This is a genomic window from Streptomyces sp. NPDC088732 (assembly GCF_044751205.1).
Taxonomy (GTDB): Bacteria; Actinomycetota; Actinomycetes; order Streptomycetales; family Streptomycetaceae; genus Actinacidiphila.
Window position 1 is genome coordinate 354,797 of the sequence record NZ_JBIVLI010000004.1, and the last position, 14,980, is coordinate 369,776.

Here is a 14,980-nt window from a genome sequence, read left to right on the forward strand (position 1 = left end):
CTTCATCCGTGTGCGGCGACCACGCCTACGCGTACTAGCCCCGGGTTGACGGGCATTGGAACAATCCAGTGCGACCGTTCGACCACAGCGGGGGGCTGTATGAGACATCCGGGGGAGACCACCGCCGGCGACCGCTACCCGACCGTGGACGAGGTGAACGCGGCGGCCAGGGCGCTGACCCTTCGCCGGCCCGATCTGTGCCGGGTACGGACGGTGGGGACCTCCCGGGCGGGCGAGCCGCTGCTCCTGCTGTCGGTGGGCCACGGACGGCGCAACGTGCTGGTCGTGGCCGGGCCGCACGCCAACGAGATGATCGGCGGCGCCACCGCGCTCCGGCTGGCCCGGCGGGTGGCCGCCGACCCCGCGCTGCGCGAGGGCGCCGACGCCGCCTGGCACTTCCTGCTGTGCGCCGACCCGGACGGCGCGCGGCTCAACGAGGCCGTCCCCGACGGCCGGTTCACGATGCTCGGCCACTACCGGCACTTCTTCCGGCCGCGCGCCGCCGAGCAGCCGGAGTGGCTGCCCGACGACGGCTCACTGGCCGGCGCGCTGCCCGAGACCCGGGCGCTGATCGCGGTCATCGACGAACTGCGCCCGGTGCTCCAGTGCTCGCTGCACGGCATCGACGTCGGCGGCAGCTTCATCCAGGTGACCCGGGCCATCCCCCGGCTGGCCGAGCGGATCGCCAAATCGGCCGCCGAGTTCGACATCCCGCTGGAGGCCGGTTCGTCCGACGCCTTCCACTGGCCGAGCCCCGGGCCCGGCGTCTACGTGATGCCGCCCCCCGGCGGCCCGCGCGAGGACGCCAGCAACTCCACTTGGACCTACGCCCACCGCTACGGCGGCATCACCGCGATCGCGGAGGTGCCGATGTGGGCCTGCGACCGCGCGGGCGACACCTCCCCGCACCCCGCCGCCGACGAGGCGCTGCGTGCCGCGGGCGTCGCCCTGCGCCGGGCGAGCGAGCACGTCGGCGGGCTCATAGGTGAGCTGCGGCCCTGCCTGCCCGGGGACGGCGGGCCGCTGCTGCGCGCTGCGCAGGAGATCGTCGCCGTGGGCCCGCAGCTCGCCGCCGACTGGGACCCGGCGCTGCGCACCGCCTCCGCGCCGCCGCTGCCCGCGATGACCCGGGCCCGGGTCAGCAGCGTCGAGATCTACGCGCAGCGGCTGCCGCTGCGCGCCGCGGCCATGCTGCTGCGACTCGCCCGGGGCGCCGATCCGTCCCAGGTCCCGGCCGCCGCGGTGCGCGAGTGCCTGGAACGCCTGGTCGCGGACTGGTGCCGGGCGTACGAGACCGCGCACCGGGCGCGCTGGGTCCCTGTCAGGCACCAGGCGGAGCAGCACGCCAGGGTGGTCCTCGCGGCGTTCGAGCTGTTGCCGGGTTGACGCGACAGAAGTAATCCGATGGGCAAGACTTGCGACTGGCAACGGTGTGTTGCCAAGCTGTTGCACACAGTCAACCCGAGGGAGGGGCACGTGCCTTTCGGTGAGCAGCCCGCGTACCTTCGCGTCGCCGGGGATCTCCGCCAGAAGATCCTCGACGGCACGCTCCCTCCGCACACCCGCCTGCCGTCGCAGGCCCGCATCCGCGCCGAGTACGGGGTGTCGGACACCGTCGCGCTGGAGGCCCGCAAGGTCCTGATGGCCGAGGGCTTCGTGGAGGGCCGCTCCGGCTCCGGTACGTACGTCCGCGAGCGCCCCGACCCGCGGCTGATCGTCCGCACCGGCTACCGGCCGGGCGGCGGCCAGGCGTCGCCGTTCCGGCAGGAGCAGGCGGACGAGAGCTTCAAGGGCAACTGGGAGGCGAACAGCTTCCAGGACGCGGCCGGACCGCGGGTCGCCGAACGGCTGGGCATCCAGCCCGGCGACCGGGTGATGCGCACCCGCTACCTCTACCGCACGGAGGGCGAGCCGATGATGCTCGCCACCTCGTGGGAACCGCTGTCGGTCACCGGACGCACCCCGGTCCTGCTGCCGGAGGAGGGTCCGCTGGCCGGGCAGGGCGTGGTCGAGCGCATGGCCGCGCTGGACGTCGTCGTCGACAACGTCGCCGAGGAGGTCGGCGCCCGCCCCGGGCTCGCGGAGGAGACCGCGGTGCTGGGCGGCGTCCCCGGCCATGTCGTCATCGAGATCCGCCGCACGTTCTACGCCTCGGGCCTGCCCGTCGAGACCGCGGACATCATCGTCCCCGCCGAGCGCTACCGGGCGTCCTACCGCATGCCGGTCAAGTGACCCCGGCGGCGCGGTCCGCCCTCTGACGGCACGTCCCGGCGCGGTGGGCGCCGCGGTCGTTTCCGGCCCGCCGTCCCTTCCGCGGCGCGGTCCCGGCCGGAGTGGGATCCGACCGCCGCGCCCGGCCGCGACGATCGACGCGGGCCCCGGTGAACCGTCCGCGCGGCGGCCGCGGACCGGGCCCCGGGCACGCGTCGGCGACCCACCGACCGGGAGGCCGCCCGCCCCGGGCCAGGGCCGGGTCAGCCCACGAGGGACTGGGTGCCGAGCACGGTGAGCAGGGAGAGGCGTTCGGCGTCCTCGGTGCCGGGTTCGGCGGTGTAGACCATGATCCGCAGGTCGCTGCCGGCCACGGTGAGCACGTCGCAGTCCAGCCGCACGGCGCCGACCCCCGGATGGTCGATGGTCTTGCGCGCGGCTTCGTGGCGGCCGATCGCGCCGGAGTCCCACCGCGCGCTGAAGCGTTCGCTGCCCGCCCTCAGCTCCGTGATCATGCGTCGCAGCCGCTGGTCGGACGGGTAGCGGGCGGCCGCCGCGCGCAGGTCGGAGACCACCGCGGTCTCGAACGCCTCCAGCTCCTCCGGGGTGAGCCGGGCGCGGCTGCCCGCACCGAGGAAGTGCCGCCACACGCCGTTGCGGTCGTTGCCGCGCCATCCGGAGGGGTCGCCCATCAGGGCCGCGTACGGCGGGTTGTACTGGAGCAGCGTCCAGGAGGCGTCGTAGACCGCGACGGGTGTGCCGGTCATGCGGTCCAGCAGCCGGTGGACGCTGGGGGTGATGTACGCGGGGACGGTCTCGGGCCCCGGCGGCGCCAGCCCGGCCAGCTCGAAGAGGTGGCCGCGCTCGGTCGGCGACAGCCGCAGCGCCCGCGCCATGGCCTCCACGACCTGGGCGGACGGGTTGGAGGCGCGGCCCTGTTCCAGCCGGGTGACGTAGTCGACGGAGATCCCCGCGAGCTGCGCCAGTTCCTCCCGGCGCAGCCCCGCGGCACGCCGGTGACCGCCCGCGGGCAGGCCGGCCGCCTCCGGGGACACCTGGTCGCGCCACCGGCGCACCGCCCTGCCGAACTCCGCTGTCGCCATGCTCCCCAGTGTGCGCTCCGGGCGCTCGATCGCCCTGGTACCGCGAGTCCCAGGAACACGGGACGACTGTCTGCGCGGCGGCCCCCGCCGCACGCTGGAGGCATCAGTCACCGACCCTCCCCACCCCCACAGGAGCAAGACCATGCCGACGATGCCGACCATGCCGACCACTCTCATCACCGGCGCCAACAAGGGCCTCGGGTACGAGACCGCCCGCCGTCTGATCGCCGAGGGCCACACCGTCTGGATCGGCGCCCGGGACGCCGGGCGCGGCCGGGAGGCCGCCGAGCGGCTGGGTGCGCGCTTCGTCGTCCTCGACGTCACCGACGACGCCTCGGTGGCGGCCGCCGCGCGGACGGTCGAGGCCGACGGCGGACTGGACGTCCTGATCAACAACGCCGGCATCGAGGTGCGCCGGCCGGACAACAGCGTGGTGCCCACCGTCGAGACCACCGCCGACGCGATGCGGCAGACCTTCGAGACCAATGTCTTCGGCGTCGTGCGGGTCACCCACGCCTTCCTGCCGCTGCTGCGCAGGTCCGCCGTTCCCGTCGTCGTCAACGTCAGCAGCGGACTGGCCTCGCTGCACCACGTCACCGACCCCGACCAGCCGGCCCACATGTTCCCGGGCCTGGACTACCCGGCGTCGAAGCTGGCGGTCAACATGATCACCGTGCAGTACGCGAAGGCGCTCCCGCACTTCCGGATCAACTCCGTGGAGCCCGGCTTCACCAAGACCGACCTGAACGGCAACACCGGCTTCCAGACGGTCGAGGAGGGCGCCGAGGTCATCGTCCGCATGGCGACGGTCGCCCCCGACGGCCCGACCGGCGGCTACTTCGACCGCAACGGCGTCCTGCCCTGGTGATGCACCGTCACTTCGCCTGCTCCGGCGGCCGCTTGGGGATCCGAGCGGCGCCGCCGGGGCGCGCGGGGAGCCCGAAGGGCGCGAACGAGTGGCCCTTCTGAGTCAACTCCCCATCGAACATGGCCCGATCGAGTCGAATACCGTCCGAACGTGTCCGGCGCGTCACGTTGAGGCGTAGGCTCCGGCATATGCGCATCGCCGTTTCCTCGGACATGGACGAGCCAGTGGCGCGGCAGCTCGTCGACGAACTGCGCGGCCGCGGCCACACCGTCCTCCCGCACGGCGCACTGCGCGCCGGTGACCGCCAGGACTGGGCCTGGAGCGCCGAGAGCGCCGCCCGGGACGTCGCCGAGGGCCGCGCCGACCACGCCGTGGTCTGCTGCTGGACCGGTACGGGAGCCTCCATCGCCGCCAACAAGCTGCCGGGCGTCCGCGCCGCCCTGTGCGTCGACGCGTACTCCGCCGACGGCGCCCGCACATGGAACGACGCCAACGCCCTCGCGCTCAGCCTGCGGCTGACCAGCGGACCGCTGCTGCGGGAGATCCTCGACGCCTGGTTCGCGGGCCGGCCCAGCGCCGAGGACGACGACCGCGCCAATGTCGCGCACCTGGAGGAGATCCGATGAGCGGCGAGCTGGTGTGGGTCGTCATACGCCAGGACGACAACGGCAACCGCTACCGCGTCGGCCGCTACGCCACCAAGCAGGAGGCCGAGCGCGTCGCGGACACCCTCGACGCCCGCGGGCACAAGCAGCTCTACCTGATCGAGCGCATCGACCGCCGCGCGTCGTAAGGTTCCGCGCATGACGACGCGTGACGTGACCGTGGTGGTCGGTGCCGCCCTGCTCGACGACGGCAGGCTGCTGGCCGCCCGGCGCACCGCCCCGCCGGAACTGGCCGGCCGCTGGGAGCTGCCGGGCGGCAAGACCGAGGCCGGCGAGACCGCGCGGGACGCGCTGGTGCGGGAGCTGCGCGAGGAACTCGGCATCGAGGCGGAGCCCCTGGAACGCGTCCCGGGCGAGTGGCCGCTGAAACCGGGGTACGTCCTGCACGTCTGGACGGCGCGCATCCTCGCGGGGGAGCCCCGGCCGCTCCAGGACCACGACGAACTGCGCTGGCTGGCCGCCGACCGCGTCGACGAGGTCGACTGGCTGGACCAGGACCGGCCGGCCGTGGCCTGGGTGGCGGCACGCGCGTCCGCACGCCGATGAGCCGTCCTCCGGCCGCCGGACCCCCCGCCGCCGTCCCGCGATATGCGGACCGGAATACCGGGTATGGGCTGATTGATCCGTCCAGGACGCTCCGACGGGCACCCGCCGGACACCCCCCAATGGTCTGGGGCCCCCATTCATGACAGGGAGCGACGACTCCACCCAGGACGCGGAGGGCGCACGGGAGCCCGCGCCGCCCGCGGCCGCGACTGCGCGTGCGCTCGGACCCGCCAGGGCGCTGCCGCCGCCGTTGCCGCCGCCACCCCTGCGCACCATGGCGGGCGGCCTCCTGGACAGCCTGCGGCTGGCCGTGGTCATGCTCGACACCTCCGGGCGGGTCCTGCTGTGGAGCCCGCTCGCGGAGGAGATGCTCGGCTGGGCGGGCGAGCACATCGTGGGCCGCCGGGTGGGCACCCTGCTGGCGGCCGGCGCCCGGCCGTCCGCCCGCGGCGCCCCCCGGTCCGGCGCCGTGTCGGGCCCGGGCCCGGCGGAGGGCATCCTGGAGGAACTGCTGCGCTCCGGGAGCTGGGACGGCGTCCTGTGGCTGCGCCACCGCGACGGGCACAGTGTCCAGGTGGAGGCCAGGGCCTCGATGCTCGTCGACGGGGACGGCCGCCAGTTCGTGCTGGCCTCGGTCGCCGAGACCAGCCGGATCCGCACCCTGGAGCACGATCTCGCGGCCCTGGACCCGCTCTTCGACTCCTCCCCGCTGGGCGTCGCCATCTTCGACACCGACCTGCGCTACATCCGCGTCAACGACGCCCTGACCCGGATGAACGGCGTCCCCCGCGAGCGGACTTTGGGCCGCCGGGTCGACGAGGTCGTCCACAAGGGCGCCGCGGACGAACTGGCCGCGCTGCAACGGCACGTACTGGCCACCGGGCGGGCCGTCATCGACGTCGTCATCCCCGGACGGGACGGCGGATGGCGGTCGGTGTCCTACCACCGCCTGGAGGACGGGGCGGGCCGGGTGCTGGGCATCAGCTGCACCGTCATGGACGTCACCGAACGGCAGCACTCCGCGGCGAAGATCGAACGCGCCCGGCGCCGCCTGGCCCTGCTCAACGACGTCGGCTCGCGGCTGGCGGACCTCCTGGACGTGCGGCGGATCGCCGAGCAGCTGGCGCAGACCGTGGTGCCGCGGTTCAGCGACTACAGCGGGGTCATCCTGCACACCGCGGTCCCCGACGGCGGCGAGCTGCCCGGCGCCCCGTACGGCGAGACCACGAGGATGCGCCAGCTCGGCATCGGGGCGATCAAGGAGGGGCCGCTCGTCGAGCGGATGCTCGGCATCGGCAAGACGATCCAGGTCGACCGCGCGTCGATCTTCGGCGCCGTGCTGCACACCGGCAGGCCCGCCCTGGTGCAGAGCCCGCGGGAACTGCGCGACACGATCACCACCTACCCGGGCGACCCCAAGGTGCAGGCCGCGGTCGACCTCGGCATCCACTCGCTGATCGTGGCCCCGCTGGTGGCCCGCGGCATCGTGCTGGGCCTGCTGGTGGTCAGCCGGGCCGGCGGGCGCGAGCCCTTCGACGCCGAGGACCTCGCGCTGGCGACGGAGCTCGCCGACCGCTCCGCCGCCGCCCTGGACAACGCCCGCCTCTACATCCGCGAGCGCGAGGGCGCGCTGATGCTCCAGCGCAGCCTGCTGCCGCAGAGCGTCCCCGAACCGCCGGGCGTCGAACTCGCCTTCCGCTACGTGCCGGGCAGTTCGGGAGCCGCCGCCGGCGGCGACTGGTTCGACGTCATCCCGCTGGCGGGCGGCCGGGTGGCGCTGGTCGTCGGCGACGTCATCGGGCACGGGCTGCGGGCTGCGGCGACCATGGGGCGGCTGCGCACCGCGGTGCGCACCCTGGCGGCGATGGAGATGGCGCCGGAGGAGCTGCTGAGGCGCGTCGACGACCTCGGGGACGACCTGGCCGGGGACACCGCGGAGGGCTGGACGGCGACATGCGTCTACGCCGTCTACGACCCCTCCACGCGGCGGCTGACCGTCGCGCGCGCCGGGCATCCGCCGCCCGTCCTGGTCGTCCCGGGAACGGGCCGTACGGAGGGGACGGCCGGCACGGCGGTCACGGACCCCGCGGACCCCGTGAAGGAGGTGCGGCTGATGGACATCCCCGCCGGGGTGCCGCTCGGTGTCGGCGGGGTGGAGTTCGAGTCGGTGGAACTCGACGTCCCCGACGGGGCCGTGCTGGTGCTCTACACCGACGGCCTGATCGAGGCGCGCGACGAGGACATCGACGTCGGCCTGGAGCGGCTGCGCGCGGTGCTCGCCGCCCGGCCCCCGCACTCCCTGGAGGCCACCTGCGACGACCTGCTGGCCACCCTCGCGCACGGCCGCGAACCCGACGACGTGGCCCTGCTGGTGGCCCGCCTCGGCGGTCTGCCCGAGGGCAGCACGGCCTCCTGGACCTTCGCCGCGGAGCCCAGCGCGGTGCGCCACGCCCGGGCGCTCGTACGGGACACCCTGGCGCGGTGGGAGCTGCGGGAACTGACCGACGTGACCGCGCTGCTCGTCAGCGAACTCGTCACCAACTCCCTGCGCCACGCCCACGGGCCGATCGGCGTCCGCGTCGTGCGCGGCAGCTCGCTGCTGGTCGAGGTGTCCGACCCGCTGCCCGATCCGCCCCGCGAACGCTCCGCCGGCGCCGAGGACGAGGGCGGCCGGGGCCTGCAGCTGGTGGCCCGCGCCTCCCGGCGCTGGGGGACGCGCCACGGGCCGCCGGGGAAGACCGTCTGGTTCGAACTCGCCCTGCCCGTACCGGCATGACCCCCTCGCGCACGGTTCGACGCGCTGGAGCAGGGTAGTTGAAGTGGGGCACCGGCGGGATCGGTACGCCTTGAGATGATGCTGTGATCGACAAGACCATGTGCGGAACGGGGGTAATGCTGAATACTCGGCACCAGCCGGTCCGTATGTGTGAGCTGGAGGGGTCGGGCGTGAGCGATGAGCCATCGGGGGCCGTTGGGCCCCGGAACCCTGAGGCCCTGCCGCAGAGCGCCTGGCAGTCGAGCCCTCCCGGGTCGATCTACGACTACATCCGGGTCGCCTCGTTCTCCCTCGGCCCCGACGGGCGGATCGAGCAGTGGAGCGAGCGCGCCGAGGAGTTCTTCGGGGTGTCCGCGGCCGAGGCCCTCGGCAAGGACCCGATCCGCGCCTTCGTGCCCGAGGACCGCCGGGAGCGCGCGCACGAACGCGTCGCGGAGATCCTCGACGGCCGCGAGTGGACCGGCGTCGTCCCCTACCGCGACAAGGCCGGCCAGGAGGGCCTCGCCGAGGTCTACGTCATGCCCTCGCGCGGCGAGACCAACGCCCGCGGGGCACTGTGCATCGCCGTCGACATGCGGGTGCTGCGCCAGATCGAGACCGATCTCGCCTCCTCCCAGGCGGTGTTCGGCCAGTCGCCGATGGGCTTCATCCTCTTCGACACCAACCTGCGGCTGCTGCGCGTCAACGAGCGCTTCGCCACCGTCTTCGGCCGTACTCCCGGCGGCCACCACGGCCGCAGCCCGCACGACTTCCTCTCCCGGGTCGAGGCCGACCGGCTGACCGCCGCGCTCAAGCAGGTCCTGGACAGCGGCAACCCGGTGCTCGACATGACGATCGTCGGTACGGTCCCCGCGGCCGGCGGGACCACCAGCCGCCGGCGCTGGGCGATCTCGCTCTACCGGCTGCACAGCGGCAGCGGGCGGCCCATCGGCGTCGCCGGCCTCGCCCAGGACGTGACCGGGCGCCAGCGCGCCGAGCGGGAGGCCGCCCACACCCGCCGCAACCTCGCCCTGCTCAACGAGGCCGGCCGGCGCATCGGCAGCTCCCTGGACCTGGAGACCACCGCGCGCGAGCTGCTCGACGTCGCCGTGCCGCACTTCTGCGACCTGGCCTCGGTCGACCTCTACCAGGCGCTCCTGGTGGGCGAGGAGGGCCCGGTCGGGACCGCCGACGGCAGCGGCGAGGTCCGCCGGGTGGCCTTCGCCAGCGCCGTCTCCGACGCGCCGGTGACCCGGCTGGGCGGCGACACCGGCAGCAGCCCGGTGTCGGTCGGCGCCGTGCACCGCTATCCGTTCAACTCGCCCTGGGCGGGCGCCCTGCGCACCGCGCAGACCCAGGTCATAGCCGGCGACGGCGGCGACACCGAGGTCGAACTCGGCGAACTGGGCGGCGGGCTCGTCCAGTCCATCCTGGCGGTGCCCGTGGTCGCCCGCGACACCGTGCTCGGCCTGGTGCAGTTCGCCCGCGCCAAGGGCAGCGAGCCGTTCTCCGAGCGCGACCGCATGATCGCCGAGGAACTGGCCGCCCGCGCCGCGATCTTCATCGACAACGCGCGGCTCTACCGCCGCGAGCACGAACGCGCCCTCATCCTCCAGCGCAGCCTGCTGCCCCCCGGCAACCCCGAGGCCGCCGGGCTGGACATCGCCTGCCGCTACCTGCCGGGCAACATGGAGACCGAGGTCGGCGGCGACTGGTTCGACGTCATCGAACTGCCCGGCCACCGCACCGCGCTCGTCGTCGGCGATGTCATGGGCCGCGGCCTGCGCGCCGCCGTCGCCATGGGCGAACTGCGCACCGCGGTGCGCACCCTGGCCCTGCTCGACATCGAGCCCGCCGACGTGCTGACCGCCCTGGACGAGGTCGCCCGCGGCCTCGGCGGCAGCGGCGAGGGCCGCACCAGCCGGCACGGCAAGGAGGCGGACTCCTCCGACCTGTCCGAGGTCTACCTCGCCACCTGCGTCTACGCCGTCTACGACGCGATCACCCGCCGGGTCGTCATCGCCAACGCCGGCCATCTGCCGCCCGTCCTCGTGGAGCCCGGCGAGCCGGCGATGATGCTGGAGGTGCCCACCGGCATGCCGCTCGGCGTCGGTGGCGAGCCCTTCGAGGAGGTCGAGATCGACCTCCCGGACGGCGCCTTGCTGGCCCTCTACACCGACGGCCTGGTCGAGTCCCGCAGCCACCCCCTGGACGAGGGCCTGCGCGCGTTCCGGCTGGCCCTGGACGACCCCCAGCGCCCTCTGGAGGACGTCTGCGACCACATACTGGCCCGGCTCGACACCGCCCACGGCGAGGACGACATCGCCCTGCTGATGGCCCGCGTGCACGGCCTGCCCGCCGACTCCGTCGGCGACTGGACGCTGGAGCCGACCCCCCGCTCGGTCGCGAGAGCCCGCGAACTGGCCCGTGACTGCCTGCTGTCGTGGGACCTGGAAGCCCTGGTGGACACCACCGAGCTGCTCGTCAGCGAACTGGTCACCAACGCCCTGCGGCACGGCCACGGCGACATCCGGCTGCGCCTGCTGCGCGACCGCACCCTGGTCTGCGAGGTCTGGGACGACGCCCTCCTGCAGCCCCGCCGCCGGCGTGCCCGCGCCACCGACGAGGGCGGCCGCGGCCTGCAACTGGTCTCGCTGCTCAGTACGCGATGGGGCTCGCGCCGCACCCACCGCGGCAAGACGGTCTGGTTCGAACTGGCGCTGCCCGCGGACGGCGGCGGCACCTCGGGGGAGGACACGATCGAGGCGCTGCTCAGCCTGTTCTGAGCAGCGCCCCGGTGCGAGCGTGCGGGCCGGCCCCGCGGGGCCGGCCCGGGCCGGTCAGCTGCTGCTGCGGCGCCGGATCTTGTCGCCGAGCCAGACCAGCGGGTCGTACTTGCGGTCCACCGCGCGTTCCTTGAGGGGGATGAGCGCGTTGTCCGTGATCTTGATGTGCTCGGGACACACCTCGGTGCAGCACTTGGTGATGTTGCAGTAGCCGAGCCCGTGGTCCTCCTGCGCGGAGCGCTTGCGGTCCAGGCCCGACTCCTCGGCCGCGTCCAGCGGGTGCATGTCCAGCTCGGCCACCCGCATCAGGAAACGCGGGCCCGCGAAGGCCTTCTTGTTCTCCTCGTGGTCACGGACGACGTGGCAGGTGTCCTGGCACAGGAAGCACTCGATGCACTTGCGGAACTCCTGCGAGCGCTCCACGTCCTCCTGGAACATCCGGTACTCACCCGGCGCGACGCCCTTGGGCGGGACGAAGGAGGGGACCTCCAGCGCCTTCTCGTAGTTGAAGGACACGTCCGTCACCAGGTCCCGCACCACCGGGAAGGTGCGCATCGGGGTCACCGTGACGGTCTCCTCGCGGGTGAAGACCGACATGCGCGTCATGCACATCAGCCGCGGCCGCCCGTTGACCTCCGCGCTGCACGAACCGCACTTGCCCGCCTTGCAGTTCCACCGCACCGCCAGGTCGCCGGCCTGGGTGGCCTGCAGGCGGTGGATGATGTCGAGGACGACCTCGCCGTCGTGCACCTCGACCTCGTAGTCCTTGAGCTCACCGCCGTCGGCGTCGCCGCGCCACACCCTGAAGTGCCCCGAGTACGTGCTCACCGGTCCAGCTCCTCGTCCGTCAGGTACTTCAGCAGCTCGTCCTTCTCGAACAGCGCGAGCAGGTCGTCACGGATCGGGACCGACTCCCGCCGATCCACCGAGACGTCGCCGAAGGCGTTCGCCGGATCGGCCAGCCGGCACACCAGATTGACCTTGCGCCAGCGGCGGTCCATCTCCGGGTAGTCGTCCCGGGTGTGCCCGCCGCGCGACTCCGTGCGCTGCAGGGCCGCCCGCGCCACGCACTCGCTGACCAGCAGCATGTTGCGCAGGTCGATCGCCAGGTGCCAGCCGGGGTTGAACTGCCGGTGCCCCTCGACACCGGCCCGCCGCGCCCGCACCCGCAGGGCCGCCAGCCGGGTCAGCGCCTCCTCCATCTCGTTCTGCTTGCGGATGATGCCGACCAGGTCGTTCATCGTCTGCTGCAGTTCCTGGTGCAGGCCGTACGGGTTCTCGGCGACCTCGTCGGCGACCGTCTCGGCCTCCGCGCTGAACGGGCGCAGCGCCTCCGCCGCGGCGGCGTCGACCTGCCACTCGGCCACCGACGGACGGTCCGCGGCCAGCCCGGACGCGTACTCGCTCGCGTGCAGGCCCGCCCGCCGGCCGAAGACCAGCAGGTCCGACAGGGAGTTGCCGCCGAGCCGGTTGGAGCCGTGCATGCCGCCCGCGACCTCACCGGCCGCGAACAGCCCCGGCACCCCGGTCGCCGCCGTCGTGTCCGGTTCGACGTCCACGCCGCCCATCACGTAGTGGCAGGTCGGGCCGACCTCCATCGCCTCGGCGGTGATGTCGACATCCGCCAGCTCCTTGAACTGGTGGTGCATGGAGGGCAGTTTGCGCCGGATGACCTCGGCGGGCAGCCGGGTGGAGACGTCCAGGAAGACACCGCCGTGCGGGGTGCCGCGGCCGGCCTTGACCTCGGAGTTGATCGCGCGCGCCACCTCGTCGCGGGGCAGCAGCTCGGGCGGGCGCCGGTTGTTGTCCGGGTCCTCGTACCAGCGGTCGCCCTCCTCCTCGCTCTGCGCGTACTTCTCCTTGAACACGTCCGGGATGTAGTCGAACATGAACCGCTTGCCGTCGGAGTTGCGCAGCACCCCGCCGTCGCCGCGCACCGACTCGGTGACGAGGATCCCCTTCACCGACGGCGGCCAGACCATGCCGGTCGGGTGGAACTGCACGAACTCCATGTTGATCAGCGGAGCCCCGGCCAGCAGCGCCAGCGCGTGCCCGTCGCCGGTGTACTCCCAGGAGTTCGACGTCACCTTGAAGGACTTGCCGATGCCGCCGGTGGCCAGCACCACGGCCGGTGACTCGATCACGAAGAAGCGCCCGGACTCCCGCACGTAGCCGAAGACCCCCGACACGCGGTCGCCGTCCTTGAGCACCCGGGTGACCGTGCACTCCTGGAAGACCTTCAGCCGGGCCTCGTGGTCGCCGTACTCGGCCAGGTCCTCCTGCTGCAGCGAGACGATCTTCTGCTGGAGGGTGCGGATCAGCTCCAGGCCGGTCCGGTCGCCGACGTGCGCCAGCCGCGGGTACTCGTGGCCGCCGAAGTTGCGCTGGGAGATCCTCCCGTCCTTGGTGCGGTCGAAGAGCGCGCCCCAGGTCTCCAGCTCCCACACCCGGTCCGGTGCCTCGCGGGCGTGCAGCTCCGCCATCCGCCACTGGTTGAGGAACTTGCCCCCGCGCATGGTGTCGCGGAAGTGCACCTGCCAGTTGTCGTGCGGATTGACGTTGGCCATACTCGCCGCGATGCCGCCCTCGGCCATGACGGTGTGCGCCTTGCCGAAGAGCGACTTGCAGATCACGGCGGTGCGCATGCCCTGCTCGCGCGCCTCGATGGCGGCCCGCAGTCCCGCCCCGCCCGCACCGACCACGACGACGTCGTAGGTGTGCCGTTCGACTTGTGCCATCAGAAGAACCTCGGATCGTCGAACGCGCCACTGGCGACCAGGTAGACATAGAAGTCGGACACCGCCACGCTCACCAGCGAGGCCCAGGCGAGTCCCATGTGGTGCCGGTTGAGCCGCCCCACCCAGGTCCACGCGCGGTAGCGCACCGGATGCCGCGAGAAGTGCTTCAGCCGCCCGCCGACGATGTGCCGGCAGGAGTGGCAGGAGAAGGTGTACGCCCAGATCAGGGCGATGTTCACCAGCAGCACCAGGGTGCCGAGCCCCATGTGCCCCCACGCGCCCCGCCCGTCCCGGAAGGCCAGGACGACGTCGTAGCTGAGGATCGCGGCCACCGGGATCGCGAAGTAGAAGAAGTACCGGTGGATGTTCTGCAGGATCAGCGGGAAGCGGGTCTCGCCGGTGTAGCCCGTGTGCGGCTCGGCCACCGCGCAGGCGGGCGGCGAGGCCCAGAAGCCCCGGTAGTACGCCTTGCGGTAGTAGTAGCAGGTCAGCCGGAAGCCCAGCGGGAAGATCAGCACCAGCAGTGCCGGGGACAGCCCCCACCAGTCGCCGAAGAGCGGCCAGCGGGCGCCGAGCGGCATGTCCACGCAGTTCGATCCCAGGCAGGGGGAGTAGAACGGCGAGACGTACGGCTCCGCGTAGTAGTGCGCGTTGGCGAAGGCGCGCCACGTCGAGTAGACGACGAAGGCGGTCAGGCCCAGCGCGGTCAGCAGCGGTTGCAGCCACCACCGGTCGGTGCGCAGGTGGCGGGCGGGAATGGCGGCGCGCCCGGCGGAAAGGACACCGTGGCGCGCGGGTGGTGCGGGTGGAGGCGGTTCGGTTCCGGGTGCGGTTCCGGTATCTGTGGCCAAAGGTGGCTCCCTAGGGCGCTCGGCGGTCCGGCGCCCCCAGCCCTTCGTCCTCCGCGCCGGACCAGAATGAGGGGTCGTACGGCGTGTCGGGGATGGTCACCATCTCCGGGCGCGGCTTCTGGCCCGCGTGTGTGGCGCCGACACTGTCGCGCAGCAGCGCGAGGTCGTCGCTCAGGTGCTTGGTGTCGGCGCGCACGCGCCGCATGTCAAGGCTGTCGCCGACCTGCTGTTCCAGCCGGGAGACGGCTCTGCCGAGCTCGTCCAGCCGACGCTGTACCGATGTCAGATCGTCCTGCAGGGACATGGCTGTCCTCACCTCCGCCACGGTGCGGGCGCACGACGCCGGCGCCTGCCGAGTGTTGCGCGTCACAGTCGCGCTTGGGAAGAGATCTGCCGTGATTCTCCCACTCATGGGGGGCGTATGCCCGGCGCCGCGCGCCCCGTTGGGCCGGGCGGG

At 73.1% G+C, this 14,980-nt stretch carries 13 protein-coding genes; 8 read left to right on the forward strand and 5 right to left on the reverse strand.

The genetic code is table 11. The annotated features are described in order from the left end of the window. Positions 1 to 99 precede the first annotated feature (99 nt). Both ACIP9H_RS09525 and ACIP9H_RS09530 read left to right on the forward strand, forming a co-directional pair. On the forward strand, positions 100 to 1,386 hold the full coding sequence (locus ACIP9H_RS09525) for a M14 family zinc carboxypeptidase (RefSeq protein WP_401580737.1): 1,287 nt from the start codon (positions 100 to 102) through the stop codon (positions 1,384 to 1,386). 90 nt (positions 1,387 to 1,476) lie between these two features. Continuing rightward, positions 1,477 to 2,232 (forward strand): GntR family transcriptional regulator, encoded by a 756-nt coding sequence (locus ACIP9H_RS09530; protein WP_401580735.1) that lies wholly within the window; start codon positions 1,477 to 1,479, stop codon positions 2,230 to 2,232. A gap of 242 nt (positions 2,233 to 2,474) precedes the next feature. Here ACIP9H_RS09530 and ACIP9H_RS09535 read toward each other — a convergent pair whose 3' ends face one another. After that, entirely contained in the window at positions 2,475 to 3,314 is an 840-nt protein-coding gene (locus ACIP9H_RS09535) for a helix-turn-helix transcriptional regulator (protein WP_401580734.1), read from the reverse strand. Between the two features lie 160 nt (positions 3,315 to 3,474). On the opposite strand from ACIP9H_RS09535, the gene ACIP9H_RS09540 reads away from it, so the two are divergent. From ACIP9H_RS09540 to ACIP9H_RS09565, 6 genes are all read left to right on the forward strand, one after another. Then, positions 3,475 to 4,182, forward strand: coding sequence for an SDR family oxidoreductase (locus tag ACIP9H_RS09540; RefSeq protein ID WP_401958511.1), 708 nt, complete (start codon positions 3,475 to 3,477; stop codon positions 4,180 to 4,182). A 188-nt stretch (positions 4,183 to 4,370) separates the two neighbouring features. Continuing rightward, positions 4,371 to 4,808: an RpiB/LacA/LacB family sugar-phosphate isomerase gene (locus tag ACIP9H_RS09545; protein ID WP_401580730.1), complete on the forward strand. Its 438-nt coding sequence runs from the start codon at positions 4,371 to 4,373 to the stop codon at positions 4,806 to 4,808. Further along, positions 4,805 to 4,975: an SPOR domain-containing protein gene (locus ACIP9H_RS09550; RefSeq protein ID WP_360915022.1), complete on the forward strand. Its 171-nt coding sequence runs from the start codon at positions 4,805 to 4,807 to the stop codon at positions 4,973 to 4,975. The genes ACIP9H_RS09545 and ACIP9H_RS09550 overlap by 4 nt, the downstream gene beginning before the upstream one ends. Positions 4,976 to 4,985: 10 nt before the next feature. Next, complete coding sequence (locus tag ACIP9H_RS09555; protein WP_401580728.1) at positions 4,986 to 5,393, forward strand: (deoxy)nucleoside triphosphate pyrophosphohydrolase; 408 nt, start codon at positions 4,986 to 4,988, stop codon at positions 5,391 to 5,393. A 139-nt stretch (positions 5,394 to 5,532) separates the two neighbouring features. Further along, entirely contained in the window at positions 5,533 to 8,169 is a 2,637-nt protein-coding gene (locus tag ACIP9H_RS09560) for a SpoIIE family protein phosphatase (RefSeq protein WP_401958516.1), read from the forward strand. A 146-nt stretch (positions 8,170 to 8,315) separates the two neighbouring features. Continuing rightward, positions 8,316 to 10,934, forward strand: a complete 2,619-nt coding sequence (locus tag ACIP9H_RS09565) for a SpoIIE family protein phosphatase (RefSeq protein WP_401580724.1) — start codon at positions 8,316 to 8,318, stop codon at positions 10,932 to 10,934. A gap of 54 nt (positions 10,935 to 10,988) precedes the next feature. Here the strand turns inward: ACIP9H_RS09565 and ACIP9H_RS09570 are convergent, their stop codons facing one another. Genes ACIP9H_RS09570 through ACIP9H_RS09585 form a run of 4 tightly spaced genes read right to left on the reverse strand, consistent with a single transcriptional unit; the run spans position 10,989 to position 14,827 of the window. Beyond that, positions 10,989 to 11,762 (reverse strand): succinate dehydrogenase/fumarate reductase iron-sulfur subunit, encoded by a 774-nt coding sequence (locus ACIP9H_RS09570; protein ID WP_401580722.1) that lies wholly within the window; start codon positions 11,760 to 11,762, stop codon positions 10,989 to 10,991. Further along, on the reverse strand, positions 11,759 to 13,672 hold the full coding sequence (locus ACIP9H_RS09575) for a fumarate reductase/succinate dehydrogenase flavoprotein subunit (protein ID WP_401580720.1): 1,914 nt from the start codon (positions 13,670 to 13,672) through the stop codon (positions 11,759 to 11,761). The genes ACIP9H_RS09570 and ACIP9H_RS09575 overlap by 4 nt, the downstream gene beginning before the upstream one ends. Next, positions 13,672 to 14,523 carry a hypothetical protein gene (locus ACIP9H_RS09580; RefSeq protein ID WP_401580718.1) on the reverse strand — a complete coding sequence of 284 codons (852 nt, stop codon included), beginning with the start codon at positions 14,521 to 14,523 and terminating at the stop codon, positions 13,672 to 13,674. Before ACIP9H_RS09580 ends, ACIP9H_RS09575 begins: the two co-directional genes overlap by 1 nt. Before the next feature lie 10 nt (positions 14,524 to 14,533). Next, positions 14,534 to 14,827, reverse strand: coding sequence for a hypothetical protein (locus tag ACIP9H_RS09585; RefSeq protein WP_401580716.1), 294 nt, complete (start codon positions 14,825 to 14,827; stop codon positions 14,534 to 14,536). Between the last annotated feature and the right edge of the window lie 153 nt (positions 14,828 to 14,980).